26 protein-coding genes are annotated in these 26,341 nt (G+C 53.5%); 19 read left to right on the forward strand and 7 right to left on the reverse strand.

Translation table 11 applies throughout. From position 1 onward, the window contains the following. Positions 1–168 precede the first annotated feature (168 nt). Positions 169–1,119: a sodium-dependent bicarbonate transport family permease gene (locus tag KNP68_RS03455; RefSeq protein WP_029594638.1), complete on the forward strand. Its 951-nt coding sequence runs from the start codon at positions 169–171 to the stop codon at positions 1,117–1,119. A 37-nt stretch (positions 1,120–1,156) separates the two neighbouring features. Here the strand turns inward: KNP68_RS03455 and KNP68_RS03460 are convergent, their stop codons facing one another. Beyond that, entirely contained in the window at positions 1,157–1,909 is a 753-nt protein-coding gene (locus tag KNP68_RS03460; RefSeq protein ID WP_021066071.1) for a homing endonuclease associated repeat-containing protein, read from the reverse strand. A 420-nt stretch (positions 1,910–2,329) separates the two neighbouring features. Here KNP68_RS03460 and KNP68_RS03465 point away from each other — a divergent pair, with 420 nt between their 5' ends. From KNP68_RS03465 to KNP68_RS03490, 6 genes are read left to right on the forward strand one after another with little or no spacing between them, the layout of a single operon-like run. Continuing rightward, the gene (locus tag KNP68_RS03465; RefSeq protein ID WP_131471483.1) at positions 2,330–4,249 is read left to right on the forward strand and encodes a polysaccharide biosynthesis protein; all 1,920 of its coding nucleotides are present in this window, start codon (positions 2,330–2,332) and stop codon (positions 4,247–4,249) included. 29 nt (positions 4,250–4,278) lie between these two features. Then, on the forward strand, positions 4,279–5,121 hold the full coding sequence (locus KNP68_RS03470) for an NAD-dependent epimerase/dehydratase family protein (RefSeq protein ID WP_029594640.1): 843 nt from the start codon (positions 4,279–4,281) through the stop codon (positions 5,119–5,121). Next, on the forward strand, positions 5,118–6,260 hold the full coding sequence (locus KNP68_RS03475) for a DegT/DnrJ/EryC1/StrS family aminotransferase (protein WP_029594641.1): 1,143 nt from the start codon (positions 5,118–5,120) through the stop codon (positions 6,258–6,260). Before KNP68_RS03470 ends, KNP68_RS03475 begins: the two co-directional genes overlap by 4 nt. A 12-nt stretch (positions 6,261–6,272) precedes the next feature. Continuing rightward, the gene (locus KNP68_RS03480; RefSeq protein WP_021066075.1) at positions 6,273–6,857 is read left to right on the forward strand and encodes a hypothetical protein; all 585 of its coding nucleotides are present in this window, start codon (positions 6,273–6,275) and stop codon (positions 6,855–6,857) included. Positions 6,858–6,876: 19 nt separating this feature from the next. Further along, positions 6,877–7,878, forward strand: coding sequence for a polysaccharide deacetylase family protein (locus KNP68_RS03485; protein WP_165569422.1), 1,002 nt, complete (start codon positions 6,877–6,879; stop codon positions 7,876–7,878). 35 nt (positions 7,879–7,913) lie between these two features. Beyond that, a complete protein-coding gene (locus KNP68_RS03490) occupies positions 7,914–8,567 on the forward strand; it encodes a hypothetical protein (protein WP_131471475.1) in 654 nt (217 codons plus the stop codon). Positions 8,568–8,593: 26 nt separating this feature from the next. Here KNP68_RS03490 and KNP68_RS03495 read toward each other — a convergent pair whose 3' ends face one another. Both KNP68_RS03495 and KNP68_RS03500 read right to left on the reverse strand, forming a co-directional pair. Then, positions 8,594–9,358 carry a MerR family transcriptional regulator gene (locus KNP68_RS03495; protein WP_131471473.1) on the reverse strand — a complete coding sequence of 255 codons (765 nt, stop codon included), beginning with the start codon at positions 9,356–9,358 and terminating at the stop codon, positions 8,594–8,596. Positions 9,359–9,405: 47 nt separating this feature from the next. Continuing rightward, positions 9,406–9,870: a GNAT family N-acetyltransferase gene (locus KNP68_RS03500; RefSeq protein WP_131471471.1), complete on the reverse strand. Its 465-nt coding sequence runs from the start codon at positions 9,868–9,870 to the stop codon at positions 9,406–9,408. Positions 9,871–10,083: 213 nt separating this feature from the next. Here KNP68_RS03500 and KNP68_RS03505 point away from each other — a divergent pair, with 213 nt between their 5' ends. The 7 genes from KNP68_RS03505 to KNP68_RS03535 all read left to right on the forward strand — a co-directional run bounded on the left by KNP68_RS03505 (position 10,084) and on the right by KNP68_RS03535 (position 17,169). Further along, positions 10,084–11,793, forward strand: a complete 1,710-nt coding sequence (locus KNP68_RS03505; protein WP_285800917.1) for a glycoside hydrolase family 13 protein — start codon at positions 10,084–10,086, stop codon at positions 11,791–11,793. A gap of 93 nt (positions 11,794–11,886) precedes the next feature. Beyond that, positions 11,887–12,546, forward strand: coding sequence for a Type 1 glutamine amidotransferase-like domain-containing protein (locus tag KNP68_RS03510; RefSeq protein WP_214798679.1), 660 nt, complete (start codon positions 11,887–11,889; stop codon positions 12,544–12,546). 186 nt (positions 12,547–12,732) lie between these two features. Next, positions 12,733–13,152 carry a YwiB family protein gene (locus KNP68_RS03515; protein ID WP_021066081.1) on the forward strand — a complete coding sequence of 140 codons (420 nt, stop codon included), beginning with the start codon at positions 12,733–12,735 and terminating at the stop codon, positions 13,150–13,152. Beyond that, positions 13,149–13,577 carry a hypothetical protein gene (locus KNP68_RS03520; protein WP_021066082.1) on the forward strand — a complete coding sequence of 143 codons (429 nt, stop codon included), beginning with the start codon at positions 13,149–13,151 and terminating at the stop codon, positions 13,575–13,577. The genes KNP68_RS03515 and KNP68_RS03520 overlap by 4 nt, the downstream gene beginning before the upstream one ends. A gap of 133 nt (positions 13,578–13,710) precedes the next feature. Beyond that, positions 13,711–14,226, forward strand: coding sequence for a GNAT family N-acetyltransferase (locus KNP68_RS03525; RefSeq protein WP_029594648.1), 516 nt, complete (start codon positions 13,711–13,713; stop codon positions 14,224–14,226). 6 nt (positions 14,227–14,232) lie between these two features. Next, positions 14,233–14,949, forward strand: coding sequence for a hypothetical protein (locus tag KNP68_RS03530; protein WP_131471467.1), 717 nt, complete (start codon positions 14,233–14,235; stop codon positions 14,947–14,949). Positions 14,950–15,039: 90 nt separating this feature from the next. Continuing rightward, the gene (locus KNP68_RS03535) at positions 15,040–17,169 is read left to right on the forward strand and encodes a (Fe-S)-binding protein (RefSeq protein WP_214798682.1); all 2,130 of its coding nucleotides are present in this window, start codon (positions 15,040–15,042) and stop codon (positions 17,167–17,169) included. A 38-nt stretch (positions 17,170–17,207) separates the two neighbouring features. On the opposite strand, the gene KNP68_RS03540 is transcribed toward KNP68_RS03535, so the two are convergent. Beyond that, positions 17,208–18,506 (reverse strand): methyl-accepting chemotaxis protein, encoded by a 1,299-nt coding sequence (locus tag KNP68_RS03540; protein ID WP_214714464.1) that lies wholly within the window; start codon positions 18,504–18,506, stop codon positions 17,208–17,210. A 171-nt stretch (positions 18,507–18,677) separates the two neighbouring features. Here KNP68_RS03540 and KNP68_RS03545 point away from each other — a divergent pair, with 171 nt between their 5' ends. The 5 genes from KNP68_RS03545 (at position 18,678) to KNP68_RS03565 (ending at position 23,943) form a co-directional block, all read left to right on the forward strand. Then, on the forward strand, positions 18,678–19,997 hold the full coding sequence (locus KNP68_RS03545) for a hypothetical protein (protein ID WP_214798685.1): 1,320 nt from the start codon (positions 18,678–18,680) through the stop codon (positions 19,995–19,997). Between the two features lie 80 nt (positions 19,998–20,077). Then, positions 20,078–20,557, forward strand: a complete 480-nt coding sequence (gene rpoE / locus KNP68_RS03550; protein WP_029594652.1) for a DNA-directed RNA polymerase subunit delta — start codon at positions 20,078–20,080, stop codon at positions 20,555–20,557. 235 nt (positions 20,558–20,792) lie between these two features. Next, positions 20,793–22,388: a CTP synthase gene (locus KNP68_RS03555; RefSeq protein WP_021066089.1), complete on the forward strand. Its 1,596-nt coding sequence runs from the start codon at positions 20,793–20,795 to the stop codon at positions 22,386–22,388. 133 nt (positions 22,389–22,521) lie between these two features. Next, positions 22,522–23,352, forward strand: coding sequence for a TVP38/TMEM64 family protein (locus KNP68_RS03560; protein ID WP_131471461.1), 831 nt, complete (start codon positions 22,522–22,524; stop codon positions 23,350–23,352). Between the two features lie 42 nt (positions 23,353–23,394). Next, positions 23,395–23,943: a GNAT family N-acetyltransferase gene (locus KNP68_RS03565; protein ID WP_131471459.1), complete on the forward strand. Its 549-nt coding sequence runs from the start codon at positions 23,395–23,397 to the stop codon at positions 23,941–23,943. A 14-nt stretch (positions 23,944–23,957) separates the two neighbouring features. Here the strand turns inward: KNP68_RS03565 and KNP68_RS15275 are convergent, their stop codons facing one another. The 3 genes from KNP68_RS15275 to KNP68_RS03580 all read right to left on the reverse strand — a co-directional run bounded on the left by KNP68_RS15275 (position 23,958) and on the right by KNP68_RS03580 (position 26,335). Continuing rightward, a complete protein-coding gene (locus tag KNP68_RS15275) occupies positions 23,958–24,626 on the reverse strand; it encodes a helix-turn-helix transcriptional regulator (protein ID WP_131471457.1) in 669 nt (222 codons plus the stop codon). A 114-nt stretch (positions 24,627–24,740) separates the two neighbouring features. Further along, positions 24,741–24,953, reverse strand: a complete 213-nt coding sequence (locus KNP68_RS03575; RefSeq protein WP_029594656.1) for a hypothetical protein — start codon at positions 24,951–24,953, stop codon at positions 24,741–24,743. Positions 24,954–25,219: 266 nt separating this feature from the next. Beyond that, positions 25,220–26,335, reverse strand: a complete 1,116-nt coding sequence (locus tag KNP68_RS03580) for an NADH-dependent flavin oxidoreductase (protein ID WP_029594657.1) — start codon at positions 26,333–26,335, stop codon at positions 25,220–25,222. Positions 26,336–26,341 lie beyond the last annotated feature (6 nt).

The raw sequence follows: 26,341 nt of genomic DNA on the forward strand, positions 1-26,341 counted from the left end.
ACGGTTCAGGATTGGTGGTGTCCGCGAGACATCCCCGTCGTCCTGACCCGGAGCTGACTAACTACACATCCGACAGTTGTCGGCTAGACGGAGCGAACGTGTTCGAGCCGTCGGCATGCAGCGCACACCTTTCTTTGGTGTGCGCTTTTGTCGTCTAGGAGGAAATGTATGGAACTATTGACGTTTTTATTGACGAGCGCCCCGGTGCTCCTATTCGTGACCGGTGTGATTGCCGCTCTCGGAAAATCGAATTTACGAATCCCGGAGTCGCTCAGCATCACGCTCAACTTGTACTTACTGCTCGCCATCGGGTTGAAAGGGGGAATCGGTCTCGCCTCGGTGTCGATGGACGAGTTGGCACTCCCACTGGCAGTGACGCTCGTCGTCGGCATCATCTTGCCGCTCGTCGCCTTTGGAATCGGCTCGCTACTCAAATTCACGTTCCCGGAACGGATCGCCATGGCGGCCACGTTCGGCTCGGTCTCGCTCGTGACATATGTCGCCGCGACGGCCCAGCTCGAACGTCTTGGTATCGTCTATGAACCGTTCATGACGACGCTCGTCGTCGTGCTCGAGATTCCGGGTCTCGTCGTCGCGCTGTTGCTCTACAATCAGAGCCGTGTCCTCGGGATTACGGCGGCCCCGACTCAATCGCTCACGGTCATCCGCGACAGTCTGCTTTCGAAGAGCATTCTGCTGTTGTTGGCCGGTCTCGTCGTCGGAATCGTCACACCGGATACATCGGCGCTCGAACCGTTTTTCATCGACTTGTTCCCGGGCGTCTTGCTCTTGTTCCTGCTCAGCCTGGGCGTCAAGGTCGGTCATCAGTTGAAGGCGGTGCCGTCCTATGGCCTCAAGTTTTTAGTCATTGGCATGACGTTTCCTCTCGTCGGGGCCGTCATCGGTTACATCGCGGCCGGGATGGCCGGACTGTCGGACGGGGGGACGATTCTCTTCATGACGCTCGCCGCGAGTGGGTCGTATATCGCCGCCCCGGCCATGCTCCAGGCGTCGGTACCAGAAGCGGAGCCGTCGTTTTATTTGACGCTCGCCCTCGCCGTCACGTTCCCGTTCAATCTGCTCGTCGGCATCCCGCTATTCATTTCAATCGTCACCTGAAAACAGGCCCGTTCTCACGAGGAGACCGGGCCTGTTTTTATTGATTCACTTTTTGTTCTTCCATACATTTTAACGCCGCCGTCCAACTGCCGAATAAGGCGTTGATGGTCGATGTGCTCGGCACATTTCGTCCTTCGGCCCATTTCCGATAATGGAGGATGCTGAAGTGAGACAACTCTTGTCTGGCGACCCGAAGCGCCTCGATAACATCTTCTTCATCCCATTTCCGCTTCGGTGGGGCGATATCGAGGACGAACAAGGCGTAGCTCCACGATCCGTACTTCCGCGCAATCGTCGCGACCGTTGGATAGCCGCGCTCTTGGGCCCAGATGGCGTAATGCTGGGATGTGAGACGCTCGAGTTCCTCTGACGCTTCAATCAACGCTTGAATAATCCGTTCTTCATTATTTTTCGCCGCGGTCGTCTGAAGTTTCGCTTCCCGGAGCGCGTTCGACCAAGAGCCGAACCGGCTGCTGATTAACGTGAGCGACGGGGAACGGGTCACTTTCGACCACTCCCGATACGTTTGGCTCGTGAAGAGCGAAAGTTCTTCGGCGGCTTGATTCAATGCCCGAAGGATATCTTCATCGGAATAGTAATGGAACGACATTTGAATTTGGGCGGCGACGAGTGCCTCGCGCCAAGACCCGAACTGGTGGATGACGGTGGAAAGGGACGGCACGTTTTTGGTTTGCGACCAAACACTGTACCGTTTCGAATCGAGCTCGGCATGTTCTTGAGCAGCTAACTGCAATGCTTGTACGATTTGAGGGCGTGTCCATTTTTTCATCTTGGTGTCTCTCCTTTGGAGGGAGACGCAGCGAGCGTCTCGGAAGGTCTCTTGGTGTGAATGAACAGCTTGTATTGGTTGGAAGAGTCAACGAGCTAGTCAAAAAGAATGCTTGAAATCGATTTTTACCTCCTTATGCTCTGTTTTGATGAGATGCAAAATAATGTAAACGATACCCAATTCGGGTTATGTATATTCCCATTTCCCGTTTGTCCGACAATTATTCATTATGTGAAAGAAATCATGATAATAATTTCGTGAACTCCTTTGTTGCCATCCGTGTCGTTCATGAGAAAAAGCTTGTTTTATCTTTAAATTTGTCGAGAAGAGTCGGGTAGTTTACTAGCATCGACGCATCTTTTGCGCATTCCAACCCACACCACGAACGAACAACTCAGACTCTTGGAGGTGCGAACTACCATGGCAACACTTGTGAACGTGTATCGGAAGAATCAACGGAATTTGCTGTTCTTATGTCTCGACATCTTGATCGTCTCATTTGTGCTCTATGCGACGTTTGAATTGCTGTTCTCGACGATTACGTCGTACGCGGCGCTCGAATCGAGCGAAATGTTGATGATGGTCGGTATCAAAATCATCAGTTTCAGTCTCGTCGGGACGGTGTTAAAAATCCATCGTATCGACTGGCGTTACGCTTCGGTCCATGAGATGAAACAAGTCGCTATCGCCTTACTGAGCAGTGACTTGGTGTTGTACGCCTACAACCAGTTCCACTTCGGGGCAGGGCTCGGCATGATCATCGCTGTCCAAGGGTTGCTCGCCTTCAACTTGATTTTGTTCACGCGATTCTTGGCCCGCAACCACGTATTCGATGTGTTCAAACCGCACTCCAATCATCCCGGACGAAAAGCGCTCATCATCGGGGCTGGTGATTCGGGCCAGTTGATTGTCCGTGAGTTGAAAGAACATCGGACGACCGTCCTCTGCGTAGTCGGTCTACTCGATGACAACCCACACCTACAGTCGCTTTACGTGCACGGTGTTCCAGTGCTCGGGGTGACGGACGATTTAGAGCGCATCATCCAAGAGCACGGGATTGAAGTCGTGATTTTGGCCATCCCAAGCCTGTCCTATGCGCGACGCCTTGCCTTGCTCAAACGGATTGAGAAGACGGGTGCTGAGTCCCATGCGTTACCGATGATCTCGGAGCTCGCGACCGGGAAGGTGTCCATCAGTGAAATCCGCGAAGTGAAAATCGAAGACTTGCTAGGCCGAGAACCGGTCCAGTTGGACATATCTGGAATTTCTAGTCATGTGGAAGGAGCGACGGTACTCGTCACAGGTGCCGGCGGATCCATCGGTTCGGAACTGTGCCGTCAGCTCATCAAATTCGCCCCGGCTGAAATGATTCTCCTCGGTCACGGCGAGAACAGTATTTACTTGATTGAACGAGAGCTGCGCGAACTCGGGACGGACACGGTGCTTTATCCCGTCATCGGTGATGTGCAGGATGAGGCCCGGCTTGAAGAAGTGTTCCGGATGTATAAACCGGACATCGTCTATCACGCCGCTGCCCACAAACACGTTCCACTCATGGAAGACAATCCGCTCGAAGCCGTTAAAAACAACATTTACGGGACGAAACATATGGTCGACGTCGCGGCCCGTCACAAAGTGAATCGCTTCATCATGATCTCGACGGACAAGGCGGTCAATCCGACGAACGTGATGGGTTCGACGAAACGAATCGCCGAAATGGTCGTCCAAGAGAAAGCTCGTTCCAGTGATACGATTTTTGCGGTCGTCCGCTTCGGTAACGTCCTCGGCAGCCGTGGCTCGGTCGTCCCGCTGTTTAAAGAACAAATTCTACGCGGAGGTCCGATCACCGTCACCGATCCCGAGATGACCCGTTACTTCATGACCATCCCGGAAGCGAGTCGTCTCGTCATTCAAGCGAGCGTCTTATCGCGAGGTGGTGAAGTGTTCGTGCTCGATATGGGTGCTCCGGTCAAAATCATCGATTTGGCGAAGAAAATGATCGAGTTGAGCGGTTTCACGACCGACCAGATTGGAATCGAGGTCACCGGGATTCGTCCTGGTGAGAAGTTATACGAAGAACTGCTGGACGAAAGTGAGCTCGGTCCGGAAGCGAACGTCTTCCCAAAAATCTTTGTCGGTCGGACCCGGCCGTTCAAGACCGTCTCCTCCGTCTTGCATTTGATTGAAACGTTCCGTGATGACCGTGACGCGTTGATGTATCTGTTGCTGTTCATCGCCAACAGCGACGACCTCGATCGAGACGTCGAACGGCTGTTCACACACGGGGTGAAACGGATGCGTCCTCATATCGCCGCATCACGTCTCGCCGATGGGAACTGAACGCCACTACGAGCGAGGAGGGGAGAACGATGGTCGATCAAACAGTGCTCATCGTCGGCGTCGCCAGCTTTCAAGGATTCCATCTGGCACGTCGACTGTTACAGGAAGGGTTTGACGTCGTCGGAATCGACGATGAAGGGCGGCACAAGACGAGAATTGCCAAACAACGTCTCTACGTCCTGACGCACCCGCAGTTTCAGTTGATTCGTACGACACTCGCGAACAAGACGGTCATGCGCAGCATCTTGAAGCGACATGAACCACGCCACATCATCTTATGTTCGACCCGTACCGTCGACGACCCGCTCGAACGATATGAGTTGATGAAGCGGTATATCGGGCTGCATACGACACGAGTCCCGCTCGAGTCGTTCATCACGTTCGACCTCCCGGTAAAGGAAGTGAGCGAAGAAGATCCTGCCATCCACTTATTCACGGAAGACGTCTTCGGACCTTGGGATGACGCCTCGACACTCGTGTCCAAAGCGATTGTCGCGGTCGACCGCGGCGTCCGTCTTTCCGGTTATTATGCGACGGACATCATCAACGTCTCCTATATCGATGACGTCGTCGAGTCGGTCGTTCGGCTATTGCGTTTGGTTCAAACGGGACTGTCGCCCGTCGGCTACTTTCAAATTCCAGCCTCGGACTACGTGACCGTTCAAACGTTACTGTCCGATATCGGGCACATCCTCAACAAATCAGCCAAGACGTCGTTGCCGATGCGCACATCCGTGCTCCGGCAGTCGAACATTCCGACGCTCGATACCTTAGTCGGTTTCAGCCCGAGTACATCGCTATTTGAAGGGCTCGAGCAAGTCGTCGACTGGTATATCTCGTATAAAAACATGATGAAGGAGGGCATCAAATGAACATCTTATTATCAAAGCCGCATATGTCCGGACGTGAGATGGCTTATATCGAAGAGGCGTTCGCAAGCAATTGGATTGCGCCGCTCGGCCCGAACGTCAATGCGTTTGAAGCGGAAGTGGCTGCATATGCGGACCATCCTCACGCCTTGGCGACAAGTTCGGGCACGGCCGCCCTCCATTTAGCGCTACTTACTCTCGGCGTCGGGACAAATGACACAGTCTTCTGTCAATCGCTCACGTTCGTGGCATCGGTCAACCCGATCCGTTATGTCGGGGCGATCCCGGTCTTTATCGATTCGGAAACGACGACGTGGAACATGTCGCCGGACGCGCTCCGGAAAGCGTTCGTCCAAGCGGCGACGAAAGGGAAACTTCCGAAAGCAGTCATCGTCGTGCATCTCTATGGCGTCGTCGCGAAAATAGGTGAGATTCGCCACATTTGCCGCGAGTATGGTGTCCCGTTGATTGAAGATGCGGCCGAATCACTAGGTTCGACATGGCACGGGCAGATGACGGGCACGATCGGCGACATCGGCTTCTATTCGTTCAACGGCAACAAAATCATCACGACCTCAGGCGGCGGCATGCTCATGGTGCCGAATGCGGAAACGAAACAGTTAGCGCTCAAGTTGGCCACGCAAGCCCGGGAAGACGCGCCGCATTATGAGCATGAACAAGTCGGTTACAACTATCGATTGAGCAATGTCTCGGCCGGCATTGGTCGGGGACAGCTCGAAGTGATTGAACAGCGCGTCCAAGCGAGACGTCGCGTCTTCGCCCGCTACGAGCGCATGTTCCGGCAACTTGGGACGACATATCAACAAGAGGTCCCATATTCACGGGCCAACCGTTGGCTCACGGCCATGCAATTGGACCAAACCGACTTGCATCGTGACACATTGATGCAGCGGCTCGCCACGGCCGGGATTGAATCGCGTCCCGTCTGGAAGCCGATGCACTTACAGCCCGTTTACCGCGATGCGGAATACGTGTCGGTCGACGGAGAAGACGTCAGTCGCCGACTCTTCGAAAACGGCATCTGTCTTCCGTCGGGATCTGATTTGACGCTCGGAGAACAACAGCAAGTCATCCAGACGGTACTCGATACACGTACAATCGTGACCGAACAAAGTGTCTGAGGAGGACGAACGATGAACCGGGAAGCAGAGATTATCCAGTCGCTTCGAGCCGCTGCATCTCTGACTCCGACCCTCACTGTCAAACAATATCAGCTCTGGAGCCGAGACCGAGACGTCCCGACGTTCCTCGACGTTCTCAATTTTTATGGGTCATGGACCGGCGCGTTAAAAGCGGCCGGGCTCGTCGAATCCCGCAAACAGTATACCCAACAAGAACTCATCGCTGCGCTTCGGCTCGCACTTGAACAGGAAGGGAGATTGACGAGCACCCACTATCAACAGTGGGCCAAAGGTCAAGTTGCCCCTTCCCTAGGTGATATTATTTCCCACTTCGGGTCTTGGAGTCTGGCCGTGAAAACGGTTGAGCGTTTAGAAGAACTCCATTTTACCGTCCAACCAGAACGTGAAAAAGCAGAAATCGTCCAATCGTTACTCGAAGCAAGCCGGGTCGTGGTCCCATTCAACGCCGTCACGTATCAGAAATGGGCCAAACAACATAAACGACCGAGTGTTGCCAAAATATCGCGGCGGTATGGCTCTTGGAAACGGGCACTCGCCGAGTTGGAGCTTCGTGAGTCGTGTGATGGAAAGAAGTGAACATGGAGGAGGAATCGCGATGAACGGAGCATTTGTCATCTCGTTAGATTTCGAATTGAACTGGGGCACGTTTGACGGCACGACGATCGAGGCGTATGGCGAGAATCTACTCGGGGTACGGCAAGTCGTTCCAAGCCTGCTCGACTTGTTCGCCGCGCATCAGATTCATGTGACGTGGGCGACCGTCGGCTTCCTGTTCTATGAGACGAAAGCGGAACTGTTGAAAGACTTGCCGACGATTCAGCCGGCGTACCGTCATCCCGAATATTCTTCGTACAACTGGATGCAGCACGTCGGGGCGGACGAGGCGACCGATCCGTATCACTTCGGTAAGTCACTCGTCGATCAAATCATCGCTACCCCTGGCCAAACGATTGGAACTCATACGTATTGTCATCTCTCTTGTCTCGAGGAAGGTGTGACCATCGAGGCGTTCAAGGCCGACCTTGAGGCGGCGAAGCGTGTGGCGGCGCGGCGGGATGTCCCGATTCAAAGTATCGTCTATCCACGTAATCAATCGAGTCCGGCGCATTTCAAGGCAGCTCAAGAAGTCGGAATCGATGTCTATCGGGGCAATGAGACCCATTACATTTATCGGGCCGATGCGAGAGGGGATGAGGGGTTAGGCCGACGGGCCCTTCGACTGTTGGACGCCTACGTGAACTTGACCGGGCATCACACCGTCTCATGGGAATCCATTCGACAGTCGTCTCCGTATAACGTGCCTTCGAGCCGCTTCCTCCGTCCGTACGTGTCGGCGCTCCGCTTCCTCGACCGTCTCAAATTGCGTCGTATCAAGCGCAGCATGACGCATGCGGCCAAGACCGGACAAGTGTTCCATCTCTGGTGGCACCCGCATAACTTCGGGAAGCACTTATCGGAAAATATGGCGATGTTGAGCGAAATCGTCGCTCATTATGAGAAGCTCCACCAGACACACCAATTCGAAAGTTTATCGATGGAAGAAGTGGCTGACCGGTGCCGCCCGGTCGTCGTCTCGACGCAGGAGCGTCACGGATGAGCGTTGTTTTAGGAAAATGGAAGGAGGGAAACGCCATGGGCCGACCCATCGTGTTACTCATCGGGGAACATCGCACATCCGCCTACGTCTATCAGGCGATTCGCAACCTAGGGGTGACCCATGTGATTCGAGAAGATGGTCCGAGCGAGCATCGACCCGAATCGCTCAACCATTGGCTGACACACGCTTATGTCCGGTCAATGGCGCCTCTCATGCGCGTATCCAGCCGGGCCCGGATTCGAGAATTGAAAGGTCGCTATCCGTTGAACGACGAGCCGATTCCGTTCCATCACATCCTGCGAGTCACTTCGTTAAACGATGCGAAGACGACGATGTGGCTCGATCGTCTCGACCCACAACTGATCGTCACCCATGAGACGGGACCGATCGACCCGAGTGTCCTCGCTCGATTCGATTGTCCGGTGCTGACGGTCAAACCGACGATCGCCGAAGGTCAACTCGAGGCATACTGGGCGTTTCGGGCCAAACCGGACGTCTGTGAGGCACGAATCGAACAGTGGACCGAGCGGGGCTGGTCTGTGGTCGACCGGGCCGTGCTCTATATCGGCGGGACGGATAACTTTGCCACGTACCCGTATTTACAGCTCACGACCGTTTTGCCCCTCCTGAGACGGCAAATCGAGTTGCTGTTAAAGGAAGATGTCTATGACCGCCGAACGGCGAAATAACGGCCAAAGCGCGATGCTTTGGCCGTTTAGCTTTGGATGATGCAATAGTGTTGGATGGCGTCGTTATAGTAGACGGCAAGTCCTGGGGCGTACTTGTCATAGAATGCGGTGAAACGCTCGTCCATGACGTACATCTGTCCGAGTCCGCTGAACATGTCGAGCGAGCAGTCATAAAACTGGTCGTTGATGAACATGTGGTTCGCCTGGACGGCCGCTTGGACACGCGGGTCTTCGACCGGGACACCGGCCGTGAACAAGTCGACGAGCGGTTTGACGAGATCGACTTGCTGTTGACTGAGGGCTTCCCAGTCTTCTTTCGAGCGCTTGTCGGCGCGCGCACGTGACGTCTTGTACGCCTCGCTCTCGCCCCAGCGCTCCACGACCTCGGGCTCGTGTTTCGCTTCGTGGGCTTTCAGTTCGTCAAACGACAGGCCGTTGAACAATGATTTGTCTTCCATTGAAATTCCTCCTCTCAGTGAGGTGAGCGTCGATTCCGCCGTCTCGGCGAGTGTCGCGAAATAGGCGGCCTTTGCGCGCAGAGCGGTCACCTGCTCCTCGAGGGCACGAGTCCGATCGAACTGTTCGGCTTCGAGCAACGTCTGAATCGTCTCGAGTGGAAAGTCGAGCGAGCGATACAGCAGAATCGACTGCAACCGCTCGGCGTCATGTGACGAGTAACGTCGATACCCGTTGGCGTCACGCTCGGCAACAAGCAGACCGACCGCATCATAGTGCCGTAGCGTTCGTGTGGTCGTGCCGGCGAGTGTGGCGAGCTGTTGAATCGTATACATGTCCTCACCTCCTTGGATTCAGCGTACACGTTGACGTCGCGTCAAGGTCAAGCCTTTGTTTCAAACAAGGAAAAGCCATCCCGTTCGCCGACATATCGGAAGCCGAAGCGGGGATAATAGGCGTTCAAAAACGAATTCGTGGCGACGCAGTCGAGGCGAATCCGGTCCGACGTTGCTGCGAGCGCATGACGCATCAGCTGTTCGCCGATTTGTTGGCCTTTCATTCGGTCGTCGACGACGAGCCGATGTAAATAGACGGCCCCCCGGGAATCGTCCCATAAATTCTCATCCCAAGCCGTCGGCGGAATCAAACTGACCGACCCGGTGATGGTTCCATTTGTTTCATATACATACACGGTCCCGTTCGTGACGTCATGAGTCACAAAATCGGTCCGGCTCGGTTCCAAATATTTCACCCATTGCGTTTTTCCGGCTGCCTGAAAAGCTTGGGCTTTCTGCAAAATTAGTTGATCAATTGCCGAAAGATCGGCCTGTGTGGCCAAACGAATCATATAAGTCGCCTCACTTTCATTTCATTTCAAATTCGTGTAGGGTACACGGTGAGTAAGCTGTTGAAACACTCTTTGTATTGATTTCGAATTTTTGATAAGATAAACGTAGTGCATCGTGCAAACGATTGCGCTAATGCGATATAGAGAGAACAGCACTGATATTAGTATATAGGATGCGCAGTGAGTTTAGGGATAAGGGAGTATCATTGAGACATGCAACTTTTACAACGTGACCAACACACACAAACGAAAACACTGAAACGAAACTGGTGGAAAGAAGCCGTCGCTTATCAAATCTACCCGCGCAGCTTCTACGATGCGAACGGCGATGGAATCGGCGACATCCAAGGCATCATCGATAAGCTCGACTATTTGAAAGACCTCGGCGTCGACGTCATCTGGATTTGTCCGATGTATAAGTCGCCGAATGATGACAACGGCTATGACATTAGCGACTATCAGGACATCATGGACGAGTTCGGATCGATGGAAGATTTCGATCGACTGTTGACGGAAGTCCATGCACGCGGCATGAAGTTGTTGCTCGACCTCGTCGTCAACCATACGTCGGACGAGCACCCATGGTTCATCGAATCGAAGAGCTCGAAAGACAATCCGAAGCGTGACTGGTACATTTGGCGTGACGGCAAACCCGACGGCTCGAAACCGAACAACTGGGAGTCAATCTTTGGCGGGTCGGCCTGGGAGTTCGATGAGACGACGGAGCAATATTTCTTGCACGTCTTCTCGAAGAAACAACCGGACCTGAACTGGGAGAACGCCGAGATGCGCCAGACGATCTATAACATGATCAACTGGTGGCTCGACAAAGGCATCGACGGCTTCCGTGTCGATGCAATCAGCCACATCCGCAAACATCCATCGTTCGGCGATTTGCCGAACCCAGAAGGCCTCGACTTCGTGCCATCGTTCGAGATGCACATGAACGTCGATGGGATTCACGGTTATTTGGAAGAGCTTCGCGACGAGACGTTCAACAAGCACGACATCATGACGGTCGGGGAAGCGAACGGCGTGTCGCCTGACGACGCTCACCTTTGGGTCGGCGAGAAGGAAGGCAAGATGAACATGGTGTTCCAATTCGAACACATGGGTCTTTGGCGCGAAGACGCCGAGTCGAAGCTCGACGTCGTCCATTTGAAGAACGTCCTGACGAAATGGCAAAAAGGTCTCGAAGAAGACGGCTGGAACGCCCTCTATGTCGAGAACCACGATCAGACACGGACCGTGTCGTCATGGGGTGATGACGAGCGCTATTGGAAAGAGAGCGCGAAATCGATTGCGATGATGTATTTCCTCATGCAAGGGACGCCGTTCATCTATCAAGGCCAAGAGATCGGCATGACGAACGTGAAGTTCGACTCGATCGACCAGTACGATGATATCGCGACACGAAACCGCTATTACATCGGTCTCGAACATGGCAAGAGCCATGAGGAGATGATGGACATCACGTGGAACTCGTCACGTGATAACACGCGCACACCGATGCAGTGGAGCGATGCCCCGAACGCGGGCTTCACGTTCGCCGAGACGCCTTGGTTCGGCATCAACCCGAACTACACGGACATCAACGTCGACGCCCAGCTCGAAGACGACGACTCGATTCTCAATTTCTATAAAGAGATGATTCGTCTTCGCAAGCAAGACGAGACGTTTGTTTACGGGACGTATGACATCGTCTTGCCGGAACACCCGGAGATTTACGCGTACACGCGCACGCTCGGTGACTCGCAATACCTCGTCATGACGAACTTGACGGGCAAAGAAGCCATCTTTGCGACGGAGCTCACGCTTCGCTCGGAAGACGTCGTCTTGCAAAATATGCCGCTCGAGCCGCATGATGAGACGACACTCGTCCACTTGAAGCCGTTCGAGGGGCGCGTCTATAAAATGAGTTAATCGAAGACAGGGACGTTCCCTGTCTTTTTTTGCGTACAGGGAAATGACGAGAGAGCACGAATTCATATATAGACAAGACGAGGAGGGGTTGGAATGAGACTGTTACTGACATCGGCCGGGATTAAAAATGACCGGATTAAACAAGCGTTACTCGAGTTGTTAGGGAAACCGATCGAGGAGTGTACCGCCCTGTGTATCCCAACCGCGATTTACGCGTTGCCGGGTGGGACGAATCACGCGTGGAACTTTTTCAACGGTGATTTCTCGACGCCGATGTGTGAGTTAGGGTGGAAGTCGGTCGGGGTCCTCGAATTGAGTGCCCTCCCAAGCCTTGATGAAACGGTGTGGAGACCGGCGTTCGACGAGGCGGATGTGTTGTTGGTCAACGGAGGCGCCCCCCTGTTCTTGCATTATTGGATGCAGCAGTCCGGTGTTGCGCAGCTGTTACCGGATTGGAATGGCGTCTATGTCGGTTTGAGTGCCGGCAGCATGGTCATGACCCCGCGCATCGGGGAGGCGTTTGTCGGTTGGCAGGCGCCAGGCGAGCAGGGCGATAAGACACTAGGGTATGTCGATTTCTCGATTTTCCCTCACCTCGATCATGAGATGTTGCCGGAGAACACGTCCGAGCATGCGACCGAATGGGCAGGCATGTTGGCTGGGCCGAGCTACGCCATCGATGACGAGACGGCGATTCGAGTCGTCGACGGTCGTGTAGACGTGATTTCGGAAGGGAATTGGCTGAAGTTTTAACGAAACGAACGGCCGCGGATGATCACATCCGCGGTCTTTTGCTTGAAGCGGACTTCTTGCACGCACATAATATAAAATTGATCGGGCCCGACGTGTGAAGCGCGTGCGAACCGTGAAAGAAAAAGTTACCGATTCCGGACCGTTCGCGAGATATGGTACGATGGGACAGCGGAAAGGGGAATCACCATGGCAATTGAACCGAAACGCGTACGTGTGCGCCAAAAGACGACGATCAGTGAGATCGCGGAACCGATCGAGCTGCAAGCCGAGGGGCTCTATTATGAATTGAAGACCGGCTTCATCTTGACGTTCGATCAAGAACGGGAAGACGGTGTCGTTCCGACGACAATCAAATATACGACAGGCCGGCTCGCGCTCATCTGTAAAGGACCGATCGAGATGAATCATTCCTTTATTGAAGGACGTTTGACGCAAAGCCTATATAAAAACCCATATATGTCGATGACGATGGCGACGACGACAGAGCGACTCGATGTCGCGGACGGCCGTTGCCGCTTCGTCTACGAATTATCGATGAACGAAGACGTGGCGGGAAATTATGACGTCGACGTCACATGGACGTTTGAAGGAGGAGAGTTCGCATGAATTTTGCAGAACGCGTGAAAAAGATTGAAGAGATGTTGAACGAGGATTGGTTCGAGATGCTCGAGACGAACGAGGACGAGTATGAAGAGTGGCGTGGCCGCCTCGAGGACCATGCTGAGCAGGTCGTTGGGCACTATGACAACGAGACCGGTGTTGATATGGACTCGGTCGACAAGTTGCTCCAGTTGAACGATGAGTTCCCGCTTCTTTATGGAGAAGATACGGTCCGGCTTTACGTCGCGTTGATCGAGGCGCGGCCGGAAGACAAGTCGGTGTACGAACGCTATATCGATTATTTGGCGGCCATCGGTGACGCGACACATGAGGAATTTTTACGGTTCCACACGCTCGTCGAGGCTGGCCGTTTAGACGAGGCCCGTACGCTCGCCCCACAGATGCCAAAACGACTAGGATTAGAAGACTGACCCGCAATCGATTGCGGGTTTTTTGCTAGATGATTCTATGAAAAAGGCGACATCTCGTCACAGGAACGTCTGTTTTCAACGTGAATCGGCTTCGTTATGATGAAGAGAGACCAATCAATTAGGGGGACGTCAGATGCTACAGCTCGTCAAAACAACGATGGCGCAACAAGCGCAAGTACTCGAATTTTTAAAGGAGTGGCGGGAGCGGGAAGAGACGATCGTCCCGAACGCGGTCGACCGCGACGCGTCTGACTTTGCGTCGTACGTCAAACAGATTCGTGATAAAGAGATACGGGTGAACAACGTCAGTTGGGTGCCGAGCACGACGTATTGGCTGACGGACGGGGACGAGTTGCTTGGGGCAGCGAATATCCGCCACGAATTGAATGACAACCTCCTCAACTTTGGGGGCCACATCGGTTACGGCATCAAGCCGAGCGCACGTGGACGCGGTCTGGCAACGAAACAGCTCGAGCTCGCGCTCGAGAAAGCGAAAGAACTCGGGATTGAGCGGGCGTTGATTACGTGTGACCGGACGAACGTGGCGTCACGCCAAGTCATCTTGAATAACGGAGGAATACCGGACACACCGTTCACAGCGGAAGGCGGGAAAATCGTCGAGCGGTTTTGGATTGAACTGAAAGGATGACGTGAGATGGCGAATTGGATCGTGGTCTATTTAGCACTGATCAATTTTTGGGGAATCTATCTGTTTCCACGAGACCGGGTACCGTCTCAAAAATGGTTCTCGTTTTCGAGCGGGATCGCCATCACGTACTTTTTCATGTATCTCTTGCCGTCTTTGAATAAGCGGCAAGACACGCTCCGGGTCGAATGGCTCGACCTGGCCTTGCCGTCGGAGATTTATGTCATCAGCTTGCTCGGCTTCACCTTCTTTTATGGGACGATGCGTGTCGTTCGAACGCCACACTTCAAAGACGAGACGATTGATCAGAACGTGTCGTATTGGCTCCAAGTGACGCTGTTGACGGCATATATGTCGTTCTCGGCTTACGTCGTTACGGCATCATCCGTCACGTTCGTCGCCCGCAGCTTCTACGCAACGGCGCTCGGCGTCCACTTCCTCGCTGTCGGTCACGACTTGTATCGCCATTACGGGGAACGCTACCTTCGGCAAGGACGTTATTTGTTGAGCGGCGGCATCCTCATCGGCGGTTTATTTTCCCGTTTCATCGATCTCGCCTCGCACGTCGAGGCCATCTTGTTCGCGTTTGTCGCCGGGGCGATGATTCTGAATATCGTCAAGTTCGAACTTCCAGCCGACCGCAACCTCCACTTCCGGACGTTCGTCCTCGCGGTAGTCGGGTATGGCGGCATCCTCTTATTCTTGAAGCATGTGCTCAATTTTTGACCCCTTCGATAAAAATGAATGACTGTTCATTCATTGTTTGATATACTGAATTCAAGATTGAATCCGTTTTCATAAGGGGGAGTTTTGGGGATGTCTACATTTTTAATCGTCAACTGGATTCTATTCTTGCTCGTCCTCGGCTATGGACTGTATTTGTTCGCCTCGCTGGTCTATCAGCGCTATACGTTCATCAAGCTCGGGAAGCAGGCAGAGTGGAGCCAAACGAATAAGGAACGGCTCGAACAGGTCATGATCAATGTGTTCGGCCAAAAGAAATTGTTAAAAGACAAGAAGAGCGGCATCATTCACGTCATGATGTTCTATGGGTTCATCCTCGTCCAGTTCGGGGCCATCGACTTCATCTGGAAAGGGCTTGCTGTCGGGACACGTTTCCCGCACATCCCGCTCGGTCCGCTCTATCCAATTTTCACGTTCATGCAAGAAATCGTCATGCTCATGATTCTTGTCGCGGTCGTTTGGGGATTCTACCGCCGTTACATCGAGAAGCTCGTGCGCTTGAAACGAAACTTCTTGGCCGGCCTCGCCCTCATCTTCATCGGTGGGCTGATGGTATCGGTCTTGTTCGGGAACGGGTTCTACCTCGTCTATAAGGAAGAACTTCCGATGTGGGGTGAACCGGTCGCGACGCTCATCGGTTCGGCGTTTGCTTGGGTACCGGGAGGGGTCGCCTTCGCCTTGTTCGTCGTCTTCTGGTGGCTTCATCTCTTGTTCTTGCTCAGCTTCATGATTTATATCCCGCAAGGCAAGCACGCCCACTTGATCGCCGGGACGCTCAACGTCTGGCTCGGACGGACGCACCAGGTCGGTCGTCTCGCTCCGGTCGATTTCTCGGCGATGGAAGAAGCCGAGGAGTCGGACGAAGAAGTCGTCTTCGGGGTCAATAAAATCGAAGACTTCAACCAAAAACAACTCGTCGATTTGTATGCCTGTGTCGAGTGCGGACGCTGTACGAACGTCTGCCCGGCGACCGGGACCGGTAAGATGCTGTCGCCGATGGACCTCATCGTCAAGCTGCGCGACCATATGAACATGAAAGGGGCCGCCGTCACCCGGAAGTCACCGTGGGCACCGGCGCTCTTGTTCCAAAACACGCAAGGGGCCGAGATTGCCGCCGCGGCCCAAGACGGACATATGCTCGTCGCCGATGAGTTGATCGGCAACGTCATCACTGAAGAAGAGATTTGGGCATGTACGACGTGCCGCAACTGTGAGGACCAATGTCCGGTCATGAACGAGCACGTCGACAAGATTATCGATTTGCGCCGTTACCTCGTCATGATGGAAGGCAAGATGGATCCAGAAGCGCAGCGTACGGTCGCCAATATCGAACGTCAAGGCAACCCGTGGGGGATGAACCGGAAAGAGCGTGAGAATTGGCGCAAAGACCGGGAAGAACTCGTCATCCCGACGGCGAAAGAGAAAAAAAAGGCCGGCGAAGAGTTTGAATTCCTCTTCTGGGTCGGAGCGATGGGCTCATACGACAGCCGTAGCCAAAAAGTCGCCCAAAGCTTTGCGAGCGTCTTGAACAAGGCCGGCGTCTCGTTCGCCATCCTCGGGAATGAAGAGAAGAACTCAGGGGATACGCCACGCCGTATCGGAAACGAGCTGTTGTTCCAAGAGCTCGCCGAAGCGAACATTAAACTGTTCGAGAAGTATGGGGTCACGAAAATCGTCACGGTCGACCCACACGCGTATAACACGTTCAAAAACGAGTATCCGGACTTTGGACTCACGGGTGTGAAAGTGTATCACCATACCGAGCTCCTCGCCGAGCTGCTCGATACGGGCCGGGTCAAACCGGACTTCTCCGTGAACGAGCGTGTCGTCTATCACGACTCATGTTATCTCGGACGCTATAACGGTATTTACGACGCCCCACGTTTCGTCTTGGAATGCATCCCAGGTGTCGAACTCGTCGAGGCGGAGCGGAACCGTGAGAACGGCATGTGCTGCGGCGCCGGTGGCGGTCTCATGTGGCAAGAAGAGAAAGTCGGGACGCGCGTTAACGTGGCCCGGACCGAGCAGTTGCTCGAGACGAAACCGACGGTCATCGGGTCGGCATGTCCGTACTGTTTGACGATGCTCTCGGACGGGACGAAAGCGAAAGAAGTCGATGAGACGGTCGGTACGTTCGACGTCGTCGAATTGCTTGATCGCTCCCTCGCTCCAATCGAAGTACCAGAACCGATTGTCCAATAAAAACAAGGCACGGTCCGCGGACCGTGCCTTGTTTGTCGTTAGTGCATCTCGGAAGTGGCCAATAAGGAAGACGTCAGGTGTGATAGTCCTTGCGTCGTCTCATTGATGGCCGAAATCGTCTCGACCATTTGGCCGAGGTCTTGCTTGTTTCGTTCGAACGACATGACGTAATTGCCCATCTCGTCTTTGACGGTCGAGAAGCCAGCTTTGACGGCACCGAGTTGACGCATTGCCTCGTCGTTCGTTCGATGCATCTGTCCCATTTGATCGAGCAGGGCGGCGATGTTCGCTTCATTCTCATGGATGAGGACGTTGATTTGACTGCTCAGCTGTTTCGCATTCTCGGCGAGCGTCCGCACTTCGGTCGCGACGACGGCGAAGCCTTTGCCGTGCTCACCGGCTCGGGCCGCTTCGATTGATGCGTTCAAGGCGAGCAAGTTCGTCTGGTTGGCAATCTGTTCGATGCTCCGAGTCATGCTGACGATTTCTTGCGAGCCGTCCTTGAGCGCGGTGATGCGATCGAGCGAGGCGTCGACGTACGTCGCCGACTGTTTGAACTCGGATTCCATCTGTTCGATTTGCTCGCCGTTCGTATGCGTCAAGCTCATCAAGTGACGGCTCATCTTCTCCGTCTGCTCGGTCTCGGACAACACTTGATGGGCTCGCTTGCTCGTCTCGGACATGGCGTGACCGGTCTGCTCCATCGTCGTCGCGACTTCCGTGCTGACGCGACTGACATCGTTCAATAGCGTCGCTCGGGCGACGTTTGCCGATTCAATCTCATCGAGACGCGCATCGACGTACTGCTCAGTGACGATTTGGGCGTCCAAGTTCATCGCATGGGACAATGCGAGGAGCGATTCGGTCAATGTGGCCGGGTCGTGTTGATACGTCTCGACGATTTTTGGGACGAGCAACGTGTTGAAGGCGGAATACGTCGCGAGGAACCAGACGACTGGCACCGCGTAGTGGTGATGCGTCTGTCCCATCCGTTTGCGCATCGCGAGAAACTTGTCATCGATGTTCCCGGTCAATAGGCTCCGGAAGTAGTCAGCGAACACTTTTTTAAGCCGCTCACGTGTCGACGAGGCGTTGGCGATTTGGACCATCTCAGGCTGCAACATCAAGTGGTCAAGGACGTTTTCGAGGACATCGTCTAACACGGACTCGACGAGCGGGGCCATGTCTTGGAGTCGCTTCACTTGCGACGCCGTATAACCCATATAATGGGTGCGCCCGTTCAAATTTGGATCGGTCGGTCGTGCGGTCTTAGCCACATCAGGGAAGCCGATCGACGCGGTGTAAGCGGTAGGTTTTGATTTACGGAACAGTGCCATGTTTCATTCTCCTTTTTCTCGTACAGCTAAAATAGCGTTCTATTCTATATCGGCAAACATGTGAAAAAACTGAGGAGCTGATGTGTGATTCGAGAGGTTCTCGAATGGAAGGGGGCGGGAAAGAAGGAAAGGAGAGCGATTCAATCATTTTCTAGAAATGAGGTATCTTTAATGAAAAACACGGTCGTGTTATTGACGATTGTCAGTGCCCTCAGCAGTCAAATCTTGCCTCAAATTTTATTTTTGTCCATCATGGCGGTCGAAGACGGCGTCGGACGATTAATCCCGTTCATGATTTTTTACGTGGCGAGTATGTCGGGACTGCTTCTATGGGTGTACATCATTGGTCGCCTTGGCTCGAAACAGACATTCTTACTGGCGCTGACCGTCTTGGTGACCGGACTCATCTGCTTTTTGCTGCCGTTTGGCTGGGCGATCGAATTGAGCGCTTTTCTTGTCGGTGTCGGATCGATCGGTGTCGGGTCGATTATGACGACGATTTTGTCACAGCTGAAGGAACTGTCCACCACAGACGAGTCGGCGGATCAGAAAGGGAGTTCGCTCCCGCTCGTACTCGCACTCGTTGCCTGGATCGTCATTTTCTCTTATGTGCTGACTCGATCATATGACGAGGCTGTCATCCTCTTCCTCGTCAGTCTGATCCTGCCTTGGCTGTTCGTGAGAAAGTTGCCGCTCGAGAAAACGGCGACGTGGGCATGGGCGACAGGGAAGTTCGTGCTTGCCTTCATCACCGTCACCGTGTTCACGTTGGTGAGCCGTCTCCTCAGCCTGTTGGAAGGGGCGAGCGGGTATGTGGAAATCTTTTTATTGATGATTATTTTGCTCGGCTACGTCGGGTGGGTATTGTTCCAGGAGCGGACGAGAACGTACGTCAGTGCCACCCGGACGCGCCAAGTTCAACTGCTCGCGTTCGTCGTCGGGTTGTTCGGCGGCTGGACGTTGATTGGCGCCGTATTCATCAGTCTGGCCCTATATTCGTTTCAAGTGCTCTTATTCTACGTGTTCATGCCGTTCTTGGCGGGCGTCATCGGCTGGATATTATTGAACCGTGTGTTCGACGTGGCGCGTCATCCTTACTACGTCCTGCTCGTCACGTCGCTGCTATTCTTCCTCGGATTCTTGGAGCCGCTCGTGTTCATCCCGGTCCTGTTTGTGAGTGGGTACGTCCAGACGATGTATGCGAGTGCGGGTCATGTCTATCTATATGCATCGTATGGGGACAATAAAGAGTTCGCCTCGCTGCTCTTGCAACTATGGAAACGGTTCGGGATGGTCGTCGCGTATTCCGCGCTCATGGTTGGATTGCTCGGCTACGGCCTATATACTGGCCAGTCCGTCAATGCAGAGTTGTCCTTCAAAGTCCCGCGCGGTTGGATGCTCGGGGTGCTCGGTTTGACGTGGATCTTCAACGTCGGATTGATTACGCTCTATTGGTTAAGCATCCAAAAAACCGTTGAAACTTCAAAATAATTTCCTCTAGCTTTTTCATATCGGTTTTGTTTATAATGAGGAGTGATGTTTAACTAGTGACGGAAAAGGAGTGTCCTTTAATGAATAAATCGTTGATCGATTTCGTTTACGAAATTCTTCAAAAGACTGGCGAGCAACCAGTGTCATTTGATGAGATTCGTGAGCTGATCAGACAAAACTATACGTTCGCAAGTGAAGAGGAGGAGCTCGAGAAAATCGCGCAACTCTACACGGACATGAACATCGACGGACTATTCGTCAACTTGGGAGCTAACCGTTGGGCGCTTCGTGTTTGGTATCCGTTCGATAAGTCAGACGAAGATCTCGTCATCGAAGCACGCCAGCGCGGTGAGCTCGATGAGTTCGAAGAAGAGATCGATGAGACGGATGAAGGCATCGTCGACATTGAAGACGACCTTGACGTCTTTGCAAAAGGTGAAGATTTTGACGCATCTGAGTTCGATGCTGAGGATGAAGCCGAAAAAGTGGAAGGCCTTGACGAGTTCGAGGACGAAGACTTGGACGACGACCTCGACCTTAAAGACGAGGATGATTTATAAGAGACCGCAAAAAGCCGGGCATTTGTCCCGGCTAGGCGTGTCTCTTTTTCTTTTTTGACAGTTGAAAAAAAGAAAAAATAATGACTTGACGACTGCATCGTCTCTGACGTAAATTAGTCATGGGCTAGTTTAGCACGTAACGATGCAGCAAAAGTGTCCTCCATTTCAGTGGGGGCACTTTTGCTTTTTTTGTTTTTTCGTTTCCCGTTGTGGCATTTAAGAGAGGAGAATGATGATGACAAAGTATATTTTCGTAACAGGTGGGGTAGTATCTTCACTCGGTAAAGGGATCACAGCCGCTTCACTCGCACGTCTACTCAAAAACCGAGGTTTGAACGTGACGATTCAGAAGTTTGACCCGTATATCAATATCGACCCAGGAACGATGAGCCCGTACCAGCACGGAGAGGTGTTCGTCACAGATGACGGCGCTGAGACGGACCTTGACCTCGGTCACTACGAGCGCTTCATCGACATCAACTTGTCGCAAAACGCCAACGTGACGTCAGGTCGCATCTACTCGACGGTCTTGAAAAAAGAGCGTCGTGGCGATTATAACGGGGGAACGGTCCAAGTCATTCCACACATCACGAATGAGATTAAAGACCGCGTCTTCCGCGCCGGTCGCGAGACGAACGCAGATGTCGTCATCACAGAGATTGGTGGAACAGTCGGGGACATCGAGTCGCTTCCGTTCATCGAGGCCATTCGTCAAGTGAAAAACGATATCGGCAAAGAGAACGTCATGTACGTTCACTGTACGCTCGTCCCTTATCTCCGCGCTGCCGGTGAGATGAAGACAAAACCGACCCAACATAGCGTCAAAGAGCTCCGCAGTTACGGGATTCAGCCGGATATCATTGTCCTCCGTACCGAGCACGATATCCCAGAAGAGATGCGGGAAAAGATTGCCTTGTTCTGTGATACACGTAAAGAAGCGGTCATCGAGGCACAAGATGCGTCGACGCTTTACGAAGTGCCGCTCAACCTTCAAAAGCAAGGAATGGACCAACTCGTCAACGATTACTTCGGCTTCAACACGCCGGCCGCTGACATGACGGCTTGGAAAGAGCTCGTGCACACGGTCACGCACCTCGAGAAGAAAGTCAAAATCGCTCTCGTCGGAAAATACGTCGAACTTCGTGACGCGTACATCTCGGTAGCAGAATCGCTCAAGCACGCCGGTTACGCCTTCAACGCCGACATCGATATCGATTGGGTCAACGCTGAAGAGGTGACGGCAGAGAATGTCGAGACGCTTCTCGGAGACGCAGACGGGATTCTCGTCCCAGGCGGATTTGGAGAACGCGGCATCGAAGGGAAAATCGAAGCGACGCGTTATGCGCGTGAGAACAACGTCCCATTCTTCGGGATTTGCCTCGGCATGCAGCTCGCGACGGTCGAGTTCGCCCGTAACGTCTTGAAGCTCGACGGTGCCCACTCGGCCGAAATCGATCCGACGACGAACTATCCGATTATTGATTTGCTTCCAGAACAAAAAGATATCGAGGACCTCGGCGGCACGCTCCGTCTCGGCCTCTATCCATGCAAGCTCGAGCCAGGTACGAAAGCGCACGCCGCTTACAACCAAGAGCTCGTCTACGAGCGCCATCGTCACCGTTACGAGTTCAACAACGAGTACCGTGAAGCGTTCGAGGCAGAAGGGTTCAAGTTCTCAGGAACGAGCCCGGACGGCCGTCTCGTCGAAATCATCGAGATTCCAGAGCACAAGTGGTTCGTCGCGTCACAGTTCCACCCAGAACTCATTTCGCGTCCAGAGCGTCCGCAACGCTTGTTCCACGATTTCATCCAAGCCTCACTCGGCGAGTGAGTGGCAGGTCACAGTCTATGACTGTGGCCTTTTTTCTCGGGCAAAAGGCTGATGTGCGCAACAGCTTCAGGTGGATACATGTTGCCCGAAATCCGGGTACACTAATAGTAGAACAGGGAGAGGGCGATGCGACATGCGAGAACGAACTATGATTTATGCAGGATACGGGGGAGCGCTCGTCACGCTCAGCCTGTTGCCGTTCGTCGTCTTGCCGACGCTATTATTGCCGTATCAACTCGGGTGGACCGGGATTGTATTGCTCGCACTGTCGATTGGTCTATTGCGGTCGATTCGCGAGGGCTCGAATACGTACTTGAAACAAATGCTAAAAGTCACGTTCACGTTATTCTTGTTGTTCGTCTTCGTATACTACGTCTCGTTCGGACTCGTCTTGTACGACTCGTACGGGCTCGAGCGGTTGCTCGAACAGTATGGCGACCAGGCGATGTGGGTGTTCGCCGCCTTCAGTTTCCTGCAGCCGATCGCGCTCCCGGTCCCAGAGGCGGTCAGTGTCCCGATTGGCAGTGTCGCCTTTGGGCCGCTCCGGGCGGCCTTAATCGGGAGCGTCGCGACGACGCTCGGCATCCTCGTCATGTACGGGCTCGCTCGGTTCGGACGGGAGCGGGTGATGCGGCTTATCGACGCCGACAAGCTCGCGACGTATGACCGATACGTGGACAAGTACGGACTTGGTGTGTTGCTCGTTTTGTTCATCATTCCGATCTTGCCTGACGAGATCATTTGTCTCGCGGCTGGGTTCAGCCGGGTGCCATTTCCTCGATTCGTTTTGATCGCCATCGGCGCGAAGCTCGTCACGTCGTTCGGTCTCGCCTATTCGGTCTCGCTCGGCGAACTGTTCATCACCGGTGCGAGTCCGTTCGCCGTCGTCTCGGTGACGGCGAGTCTCTTGCTCGTCATTTTGGCGCTCGTCTGGCGGAAGCGGAAAAAAGGGAATTCGAACTGACATCGCGAAACCGTCAAGAGCACAGTTAGAGAGGAAGACGTTATGGTTCGCGATGAAGAATTAGTGATTCGACCGATTGAGTCACGCGACTTGGATCGGTTATGGGAATTGATGTATAAGGATGAGGCACCAGAATTCAAGAAATGGGACGCGCCGTATTTCGAACATCGGGCGCAGACGTATGAGGTGTACTGTCAGAATGCGGACGAACACGTCGGCCGTGACGACATGTGGGTCATCGAGGTCGATGGGACCGTCTATGGGACGGTTTCCTTCTATTATGAGGACGCCGGACAGAACTGGCTCGAGGTCGGCATCATCCTCCATCAAGCCGACCGCTGGAATCGTGGCATCGGCACGCGGGCGCTCAAGCTGTGGGTCGGCCATCTGTTTCAGACGTTGCCGACGGTCCGGGTCGGATTGACGACGTGGTCGGGCAATGAGCGGATGATGAAAGTGGCCGAGAAAATCGGCATGCGACTCGAAGGTCGGATTCGTCAGGTGCGCGTCGTCGACGACGTGCGTTACGACTCGATTCGCATGGGTTTGTTGCGAGAAGAATGGATGACAGAAAGCGCTAAGTCTCGGTAGAGGCTTAGCGCTTTTCACGTGTGGAACAATTGGCGGTATTGGAGCGGGGTCATTTGTTTGTACGTCTTGAACGTGTTGATATAGGCCGTGCACGAGGCGAAGCGATATTTCTCACCGATGGTACAAATCGGCAAATTCGTTCCGAGCAAATCGGCGATGGACGCATCGATGCGGCGGCGCCGGATTCGTTCGGGTACACTCTCGCCGACTTCCTGTTTGAACAGGGCCGACAAATAATTGTTCGATAACCCGATTTGTCGGGCGATCCACGGGAGCGATAGTTCCGGCTCTTTCAAATGCTCTTCAATCAAATGGATGGTCGTCGTGACGTTCGGGTTCGTCGACACGGGAGGGGATAGAAACGCCATCATCTTCGTCAAATGGTCGACGATGACGGGAATGGCATAGATAAAGTCGAGTGTCGTCGTCAGTTCATCGATTAAGATGAGAAGAGCGCTCGTATAATTGAGCGCGGTCTGGACGTTTGGGTTATCGACTGGAATCAGACGGATGATGTGATAGACGAGGCCGCGGTAGTAGAAACGGACACTCATATACTCATCGGAGACCGGAAGTTTCAATAGGTCGAGCGTCAGCGTCTCGAGCAGCTGTTCGGCCCGAATCGGATGGGCGCTGCGGAGCGCACTCACAATCTGTTGATCGAGCGTATAAAAGTTATCCACATGCTGAAAATCATCGAACAAATTTTTGTCACGATGCAGATGATTCAGAAATTGGCGTTTGATTTTGTTTTCCACCGGATGAGTCACTTCTTTCGTCGTACGATCGGGAACCGTTTATTTATTTCGTGGAACGTTCCGTTTAGTCACTTGCTTTAATTCGGCGATTTCGCGAGCGAGTGCTTCTTCACGGGAACGTGCGGATGATTCGAGGTGGTGTTCGAGTTCCTTACTTTTTTGTCGATACGTTTCAGCGACTTCTTTCGTACGCTGTTGATGCTGATTGAGTTGTTTGTTGTACGCATCGAGATCAATTGGCTTTTTCGTCATACATCATATGCCCCTTTCAAAAGACGGTCAAACAGACAGGCGCGGTGCAAGCGAGGCTTGGCCCGCAGTTTCATCGAGGAAACGGTTCCTGTCCTTAGCTTACGAAGGGGGTGAAAGGTTGGAAAGTTAGGTCAACACGAAAGAAGAGGTGAAAAAGATGAAAAATGTGACGAAATTGTGTCCGTAGCATATCCCATTTCTCACACTACTCGATGAATTGCACAAACCACAAAAAAACCGCAGACATGAAGTCTGCGGTTGAAGGCTTATTTGACGGCTTGGTCTTTGATTGGGAACCAGCCGGCACGTGTTGTGATGGCGTTCCAGAGCGGAGCCGGGACGGCGAGTTCGGCTTGTTTGTTCAAGTCGAGTTCGGTCTCGATTTCGTCTTCACGACCGTCTTTCACTTTCTCGAGCCAATCCGGGTCGATGATGAGTTCGCGGCCGAGCGCGGCGAGGTCGATGACGTTCAGTGCGTCTTCGACTTGACCTGGGCGCTGGAGCTGTCCGACTCCGATGAGCGGGACGGCACCGTTGATGCGTTTAGCGATGCGATCAATCGACCGCTCCGTCACGTTCTCGTTCCGAATTGAACCGATATTGAAGTTCCAGAGCGAGGCGTGGAGGTAGTCGAGATTTTCTTCGAGCAACATATCGATCAATACGTCCGTATCGTCGAGCGTGATGCCTGGCTCTTCGACTTCTTCAGGCGAGAAGCGGTAGCCGATTAAGAAATTGTCCGCGCCTTCAGCTGCACGTTTGACCGAGCGAATGACTTCACGCGGGAATGTGAGGCGTGCGTTTACGTCGCCACCGAAGCGATCGTCGCGTCGATTCGAGTGAGGTGAGAAGAACTGTTGAATCAAATACGTGTTCGCCCCGTGAATCTCGACGCCGTCAAAACCGGCCTCAATGGCACGACGTGTCGCTTCGCCGAACGCCTCGATGATGGCTTCGACTTCTTCAGTCTCAAGGGCGCGTGGTGTGGCGGCACCTTCACGGACCGGTGCGATGGCGCTGGCGCTTACTGGTTGTTCGTTCGGAACGAGTTCCGGAGGAGACATGCGTCCTGCATGGAAGATTTGAAGAATCGCTTTCGCGCCTTCCGCTCTCAAACTTTCAGCGAGCTGACGAAGCCCAGGGATGAACTTGTCGTCATTCACACCGAAGGCGTTCGGGAACCCTTTGCCGTCTTCGGTCACGTAAGCACACGCCGTGATGGCGAGGCCGACGTTCTTCGCTCGCTTGCGGTAATAGGCGAGTTCGTGTTCCGACACTTCACCCGTCGGTTCTGACGAATAATGGGTCATCGGCGCAAGTACGAGCCGATTGTGGAGCTCGACGCCGTTTTTGAATTGGAAAGGTTGTAACATGCGTTTCATAAAAAA

The sequence above is a fragment of the Exiguobacterium sp. s50 genome (genome assembly GCF_018618175.1).
GTDB lineage: Bacteria > Bacillota > Bacilli > Exiguobacteriales > Exiguobacteriaceae > Exiguobacterium > Exiguobacterium chiriqhucha.

Bases quoted from the DNA above. Each gene is read 5' to 3' on its own strand.
- KNP68_RS03455 (WP_029594638.1), top strand. From the start codon at position 169: ATGGAACTATTGACGTTTTTATTGACGAGCGCCCCGGTGCTCCTATTC.
- KNP68_RS03460 (WP_021066071.1), bottom strand. From the start codon at position 1,909: ATGAAAAAATGGACACGCCCTCAAATCGTACAAGCATTGCAGTTAGCT.
- KNP68_RS03465 (WP_131471483.1), top strand. From the start codon at position 2,330: ATGGCAACACTTGTGAACGTGTATCGGAAGAATCAACGGAATTTGCTG.
- KNP68_RS03470 (WP_029594640.1), top strand. From the start codon at position 4,279: ATGGTCGATCAAACAGTGCTCATCGTCGGCGTCGCCAGCTTTCAAGGA.
- KNP68_RS03475 (WP_029594641.1), top strand. From the start codon at position 5,118: ATGAACATCTTATTATCAAAGCCGCATATGTCCGGACGTGAGATGGCT.
- KNP68_RS03480 (WP_021066075.1), top strand. From the start codon at position 6,273: ATGAACCGGGAAGCAGAGATTATCCAGTCGCTTCGAGCCGCTGCATCT.
- KNP68_RS03485 (WP_165569422.1), top strand. From the start codon at position 6,877: ATGAACGGAGCATTTGTCATCTCGTTAGATTTCGAATTGAACTGGGGC.
- KNP68_RS03490 (WP_131471475.1), top strand. From the start codon at position 7,914: ATGGGCCGACCCATCGTGTTACTCATCGGGGAACATCGCACATCCGCC.
- KNP68_RS03495 (WP_131471473.1), bottom strand. From the start codon at position 9,358: ATGTATACGATTCAACAGCTCGCCACACTCGCCGGCACGACCACACGA.
- KNP68_RS03500 (WP_131471471.1), bottom strand. From the start codon at position 9,870: ATGATTCGTTTGGCCACACAGGCCGATCTTTCGGCAATTGATCAACTA.
- KNP68_RS03505 (WP_285800917.1), top strand. From the start codon at position 10,084: ATGCAACTTTTACAACGTGACCAACACACACAAACGAAAACACTGAAA.
- KNP68_RS03510 (WP_214798679.1), top strand. From the start codon at position 11,887: ATGAGACTGTTACTGACATCGGCCGGGATTAAAAATGACCGGATTAAA.
- KNP68_RS03515 (WP_021066081.1), top strand. From the start codon at position 12,733: ATGGCAATTGAACCGAAACGCGTACGTGTGCGCCAAAAGACGACGATC.
- KNP68_RS03520 (WP_021066082.1), top strand. From the start codon at position 13,149: ATGAATTTTGCAGAACGCGTGAAAAAGATTGAAGAGATGTTGAACGAG.
- KNP68_RS03525 (WP_029594648.1), top strand. From the start codon at position 13,711: ATGCTACAGCTCGTCAAAACAACGATGGCGCAACAAGCGCAAGTACTC.
- KNP68_RS03530 (WP_131471467.1), top strand. From the start codon at position 14,233: ATGGCGAATTGGATCGTGGTCTATTTAGCACTGATCAATTTTTGGGGA.
- KNP68_RS03535 (WP_214798682.1), top strand. From the start codon at position 15,040: ATGTCTACATTTTTAATCGTCAACTGGATTCTATTCTTGCTCGTCCTC.
- KNP68_RS03540 (WP_214714464.1), bottom strand. From the start codon at position 18,506: ATGGCACTGTTCCGTAAATCAAAACCTACCGCTTACACCGCGTCGATC.
- KNP68_RS03545 (WP_214798685.1), top strand. From the start codon at position 18,678: ATGAAAAACACGGTCGTGTTATTGACGATTGTCAGTGCCCTCAGCAGT.
- rpoE (WP_029594652.1), top strand. From the start codon at position 20,078: ATGAATAAATCGTTGATCGATTTCGTTTACGAAATTCTTCAAAAGACT.
- KNP68_RS03555 (WP_021066089.1), top strand. From the start codon at position 20,793: ATGACAAAGTATATTTTCGTAACAGGTGGGGTAGTATCTTCACTCGGT.
- KNP68_RS03560 (WP_131471461.1), top strand. From the start codon at position 22,522: ATGCGAGAACGAACTATGATTTATGCAGGATACGGGGGAGCGCTCGTC.
- KNP68_RS03565 (WP_131471459.1), top strand. From the start codon at position 23,395: ATGGTTCGCGATGAAGAATTAGTGATTCGACCGATTGAGTCACGCGAC.
- KNP68_RS03575 (WP_029594656.1), bottom strand. From the start codon at position 24,953: ATGACGAAAAAGCCAATTGATCTCGATGCGTACAACAAACAACTCAAT.
- KNP68_RS03580 (WP_029594657.1), bottom strand. From the start codon at position 26,335: ATGAAACGCATGTTACAACCTTTCCAATTCAAAAACGGCGTCGAGCTC.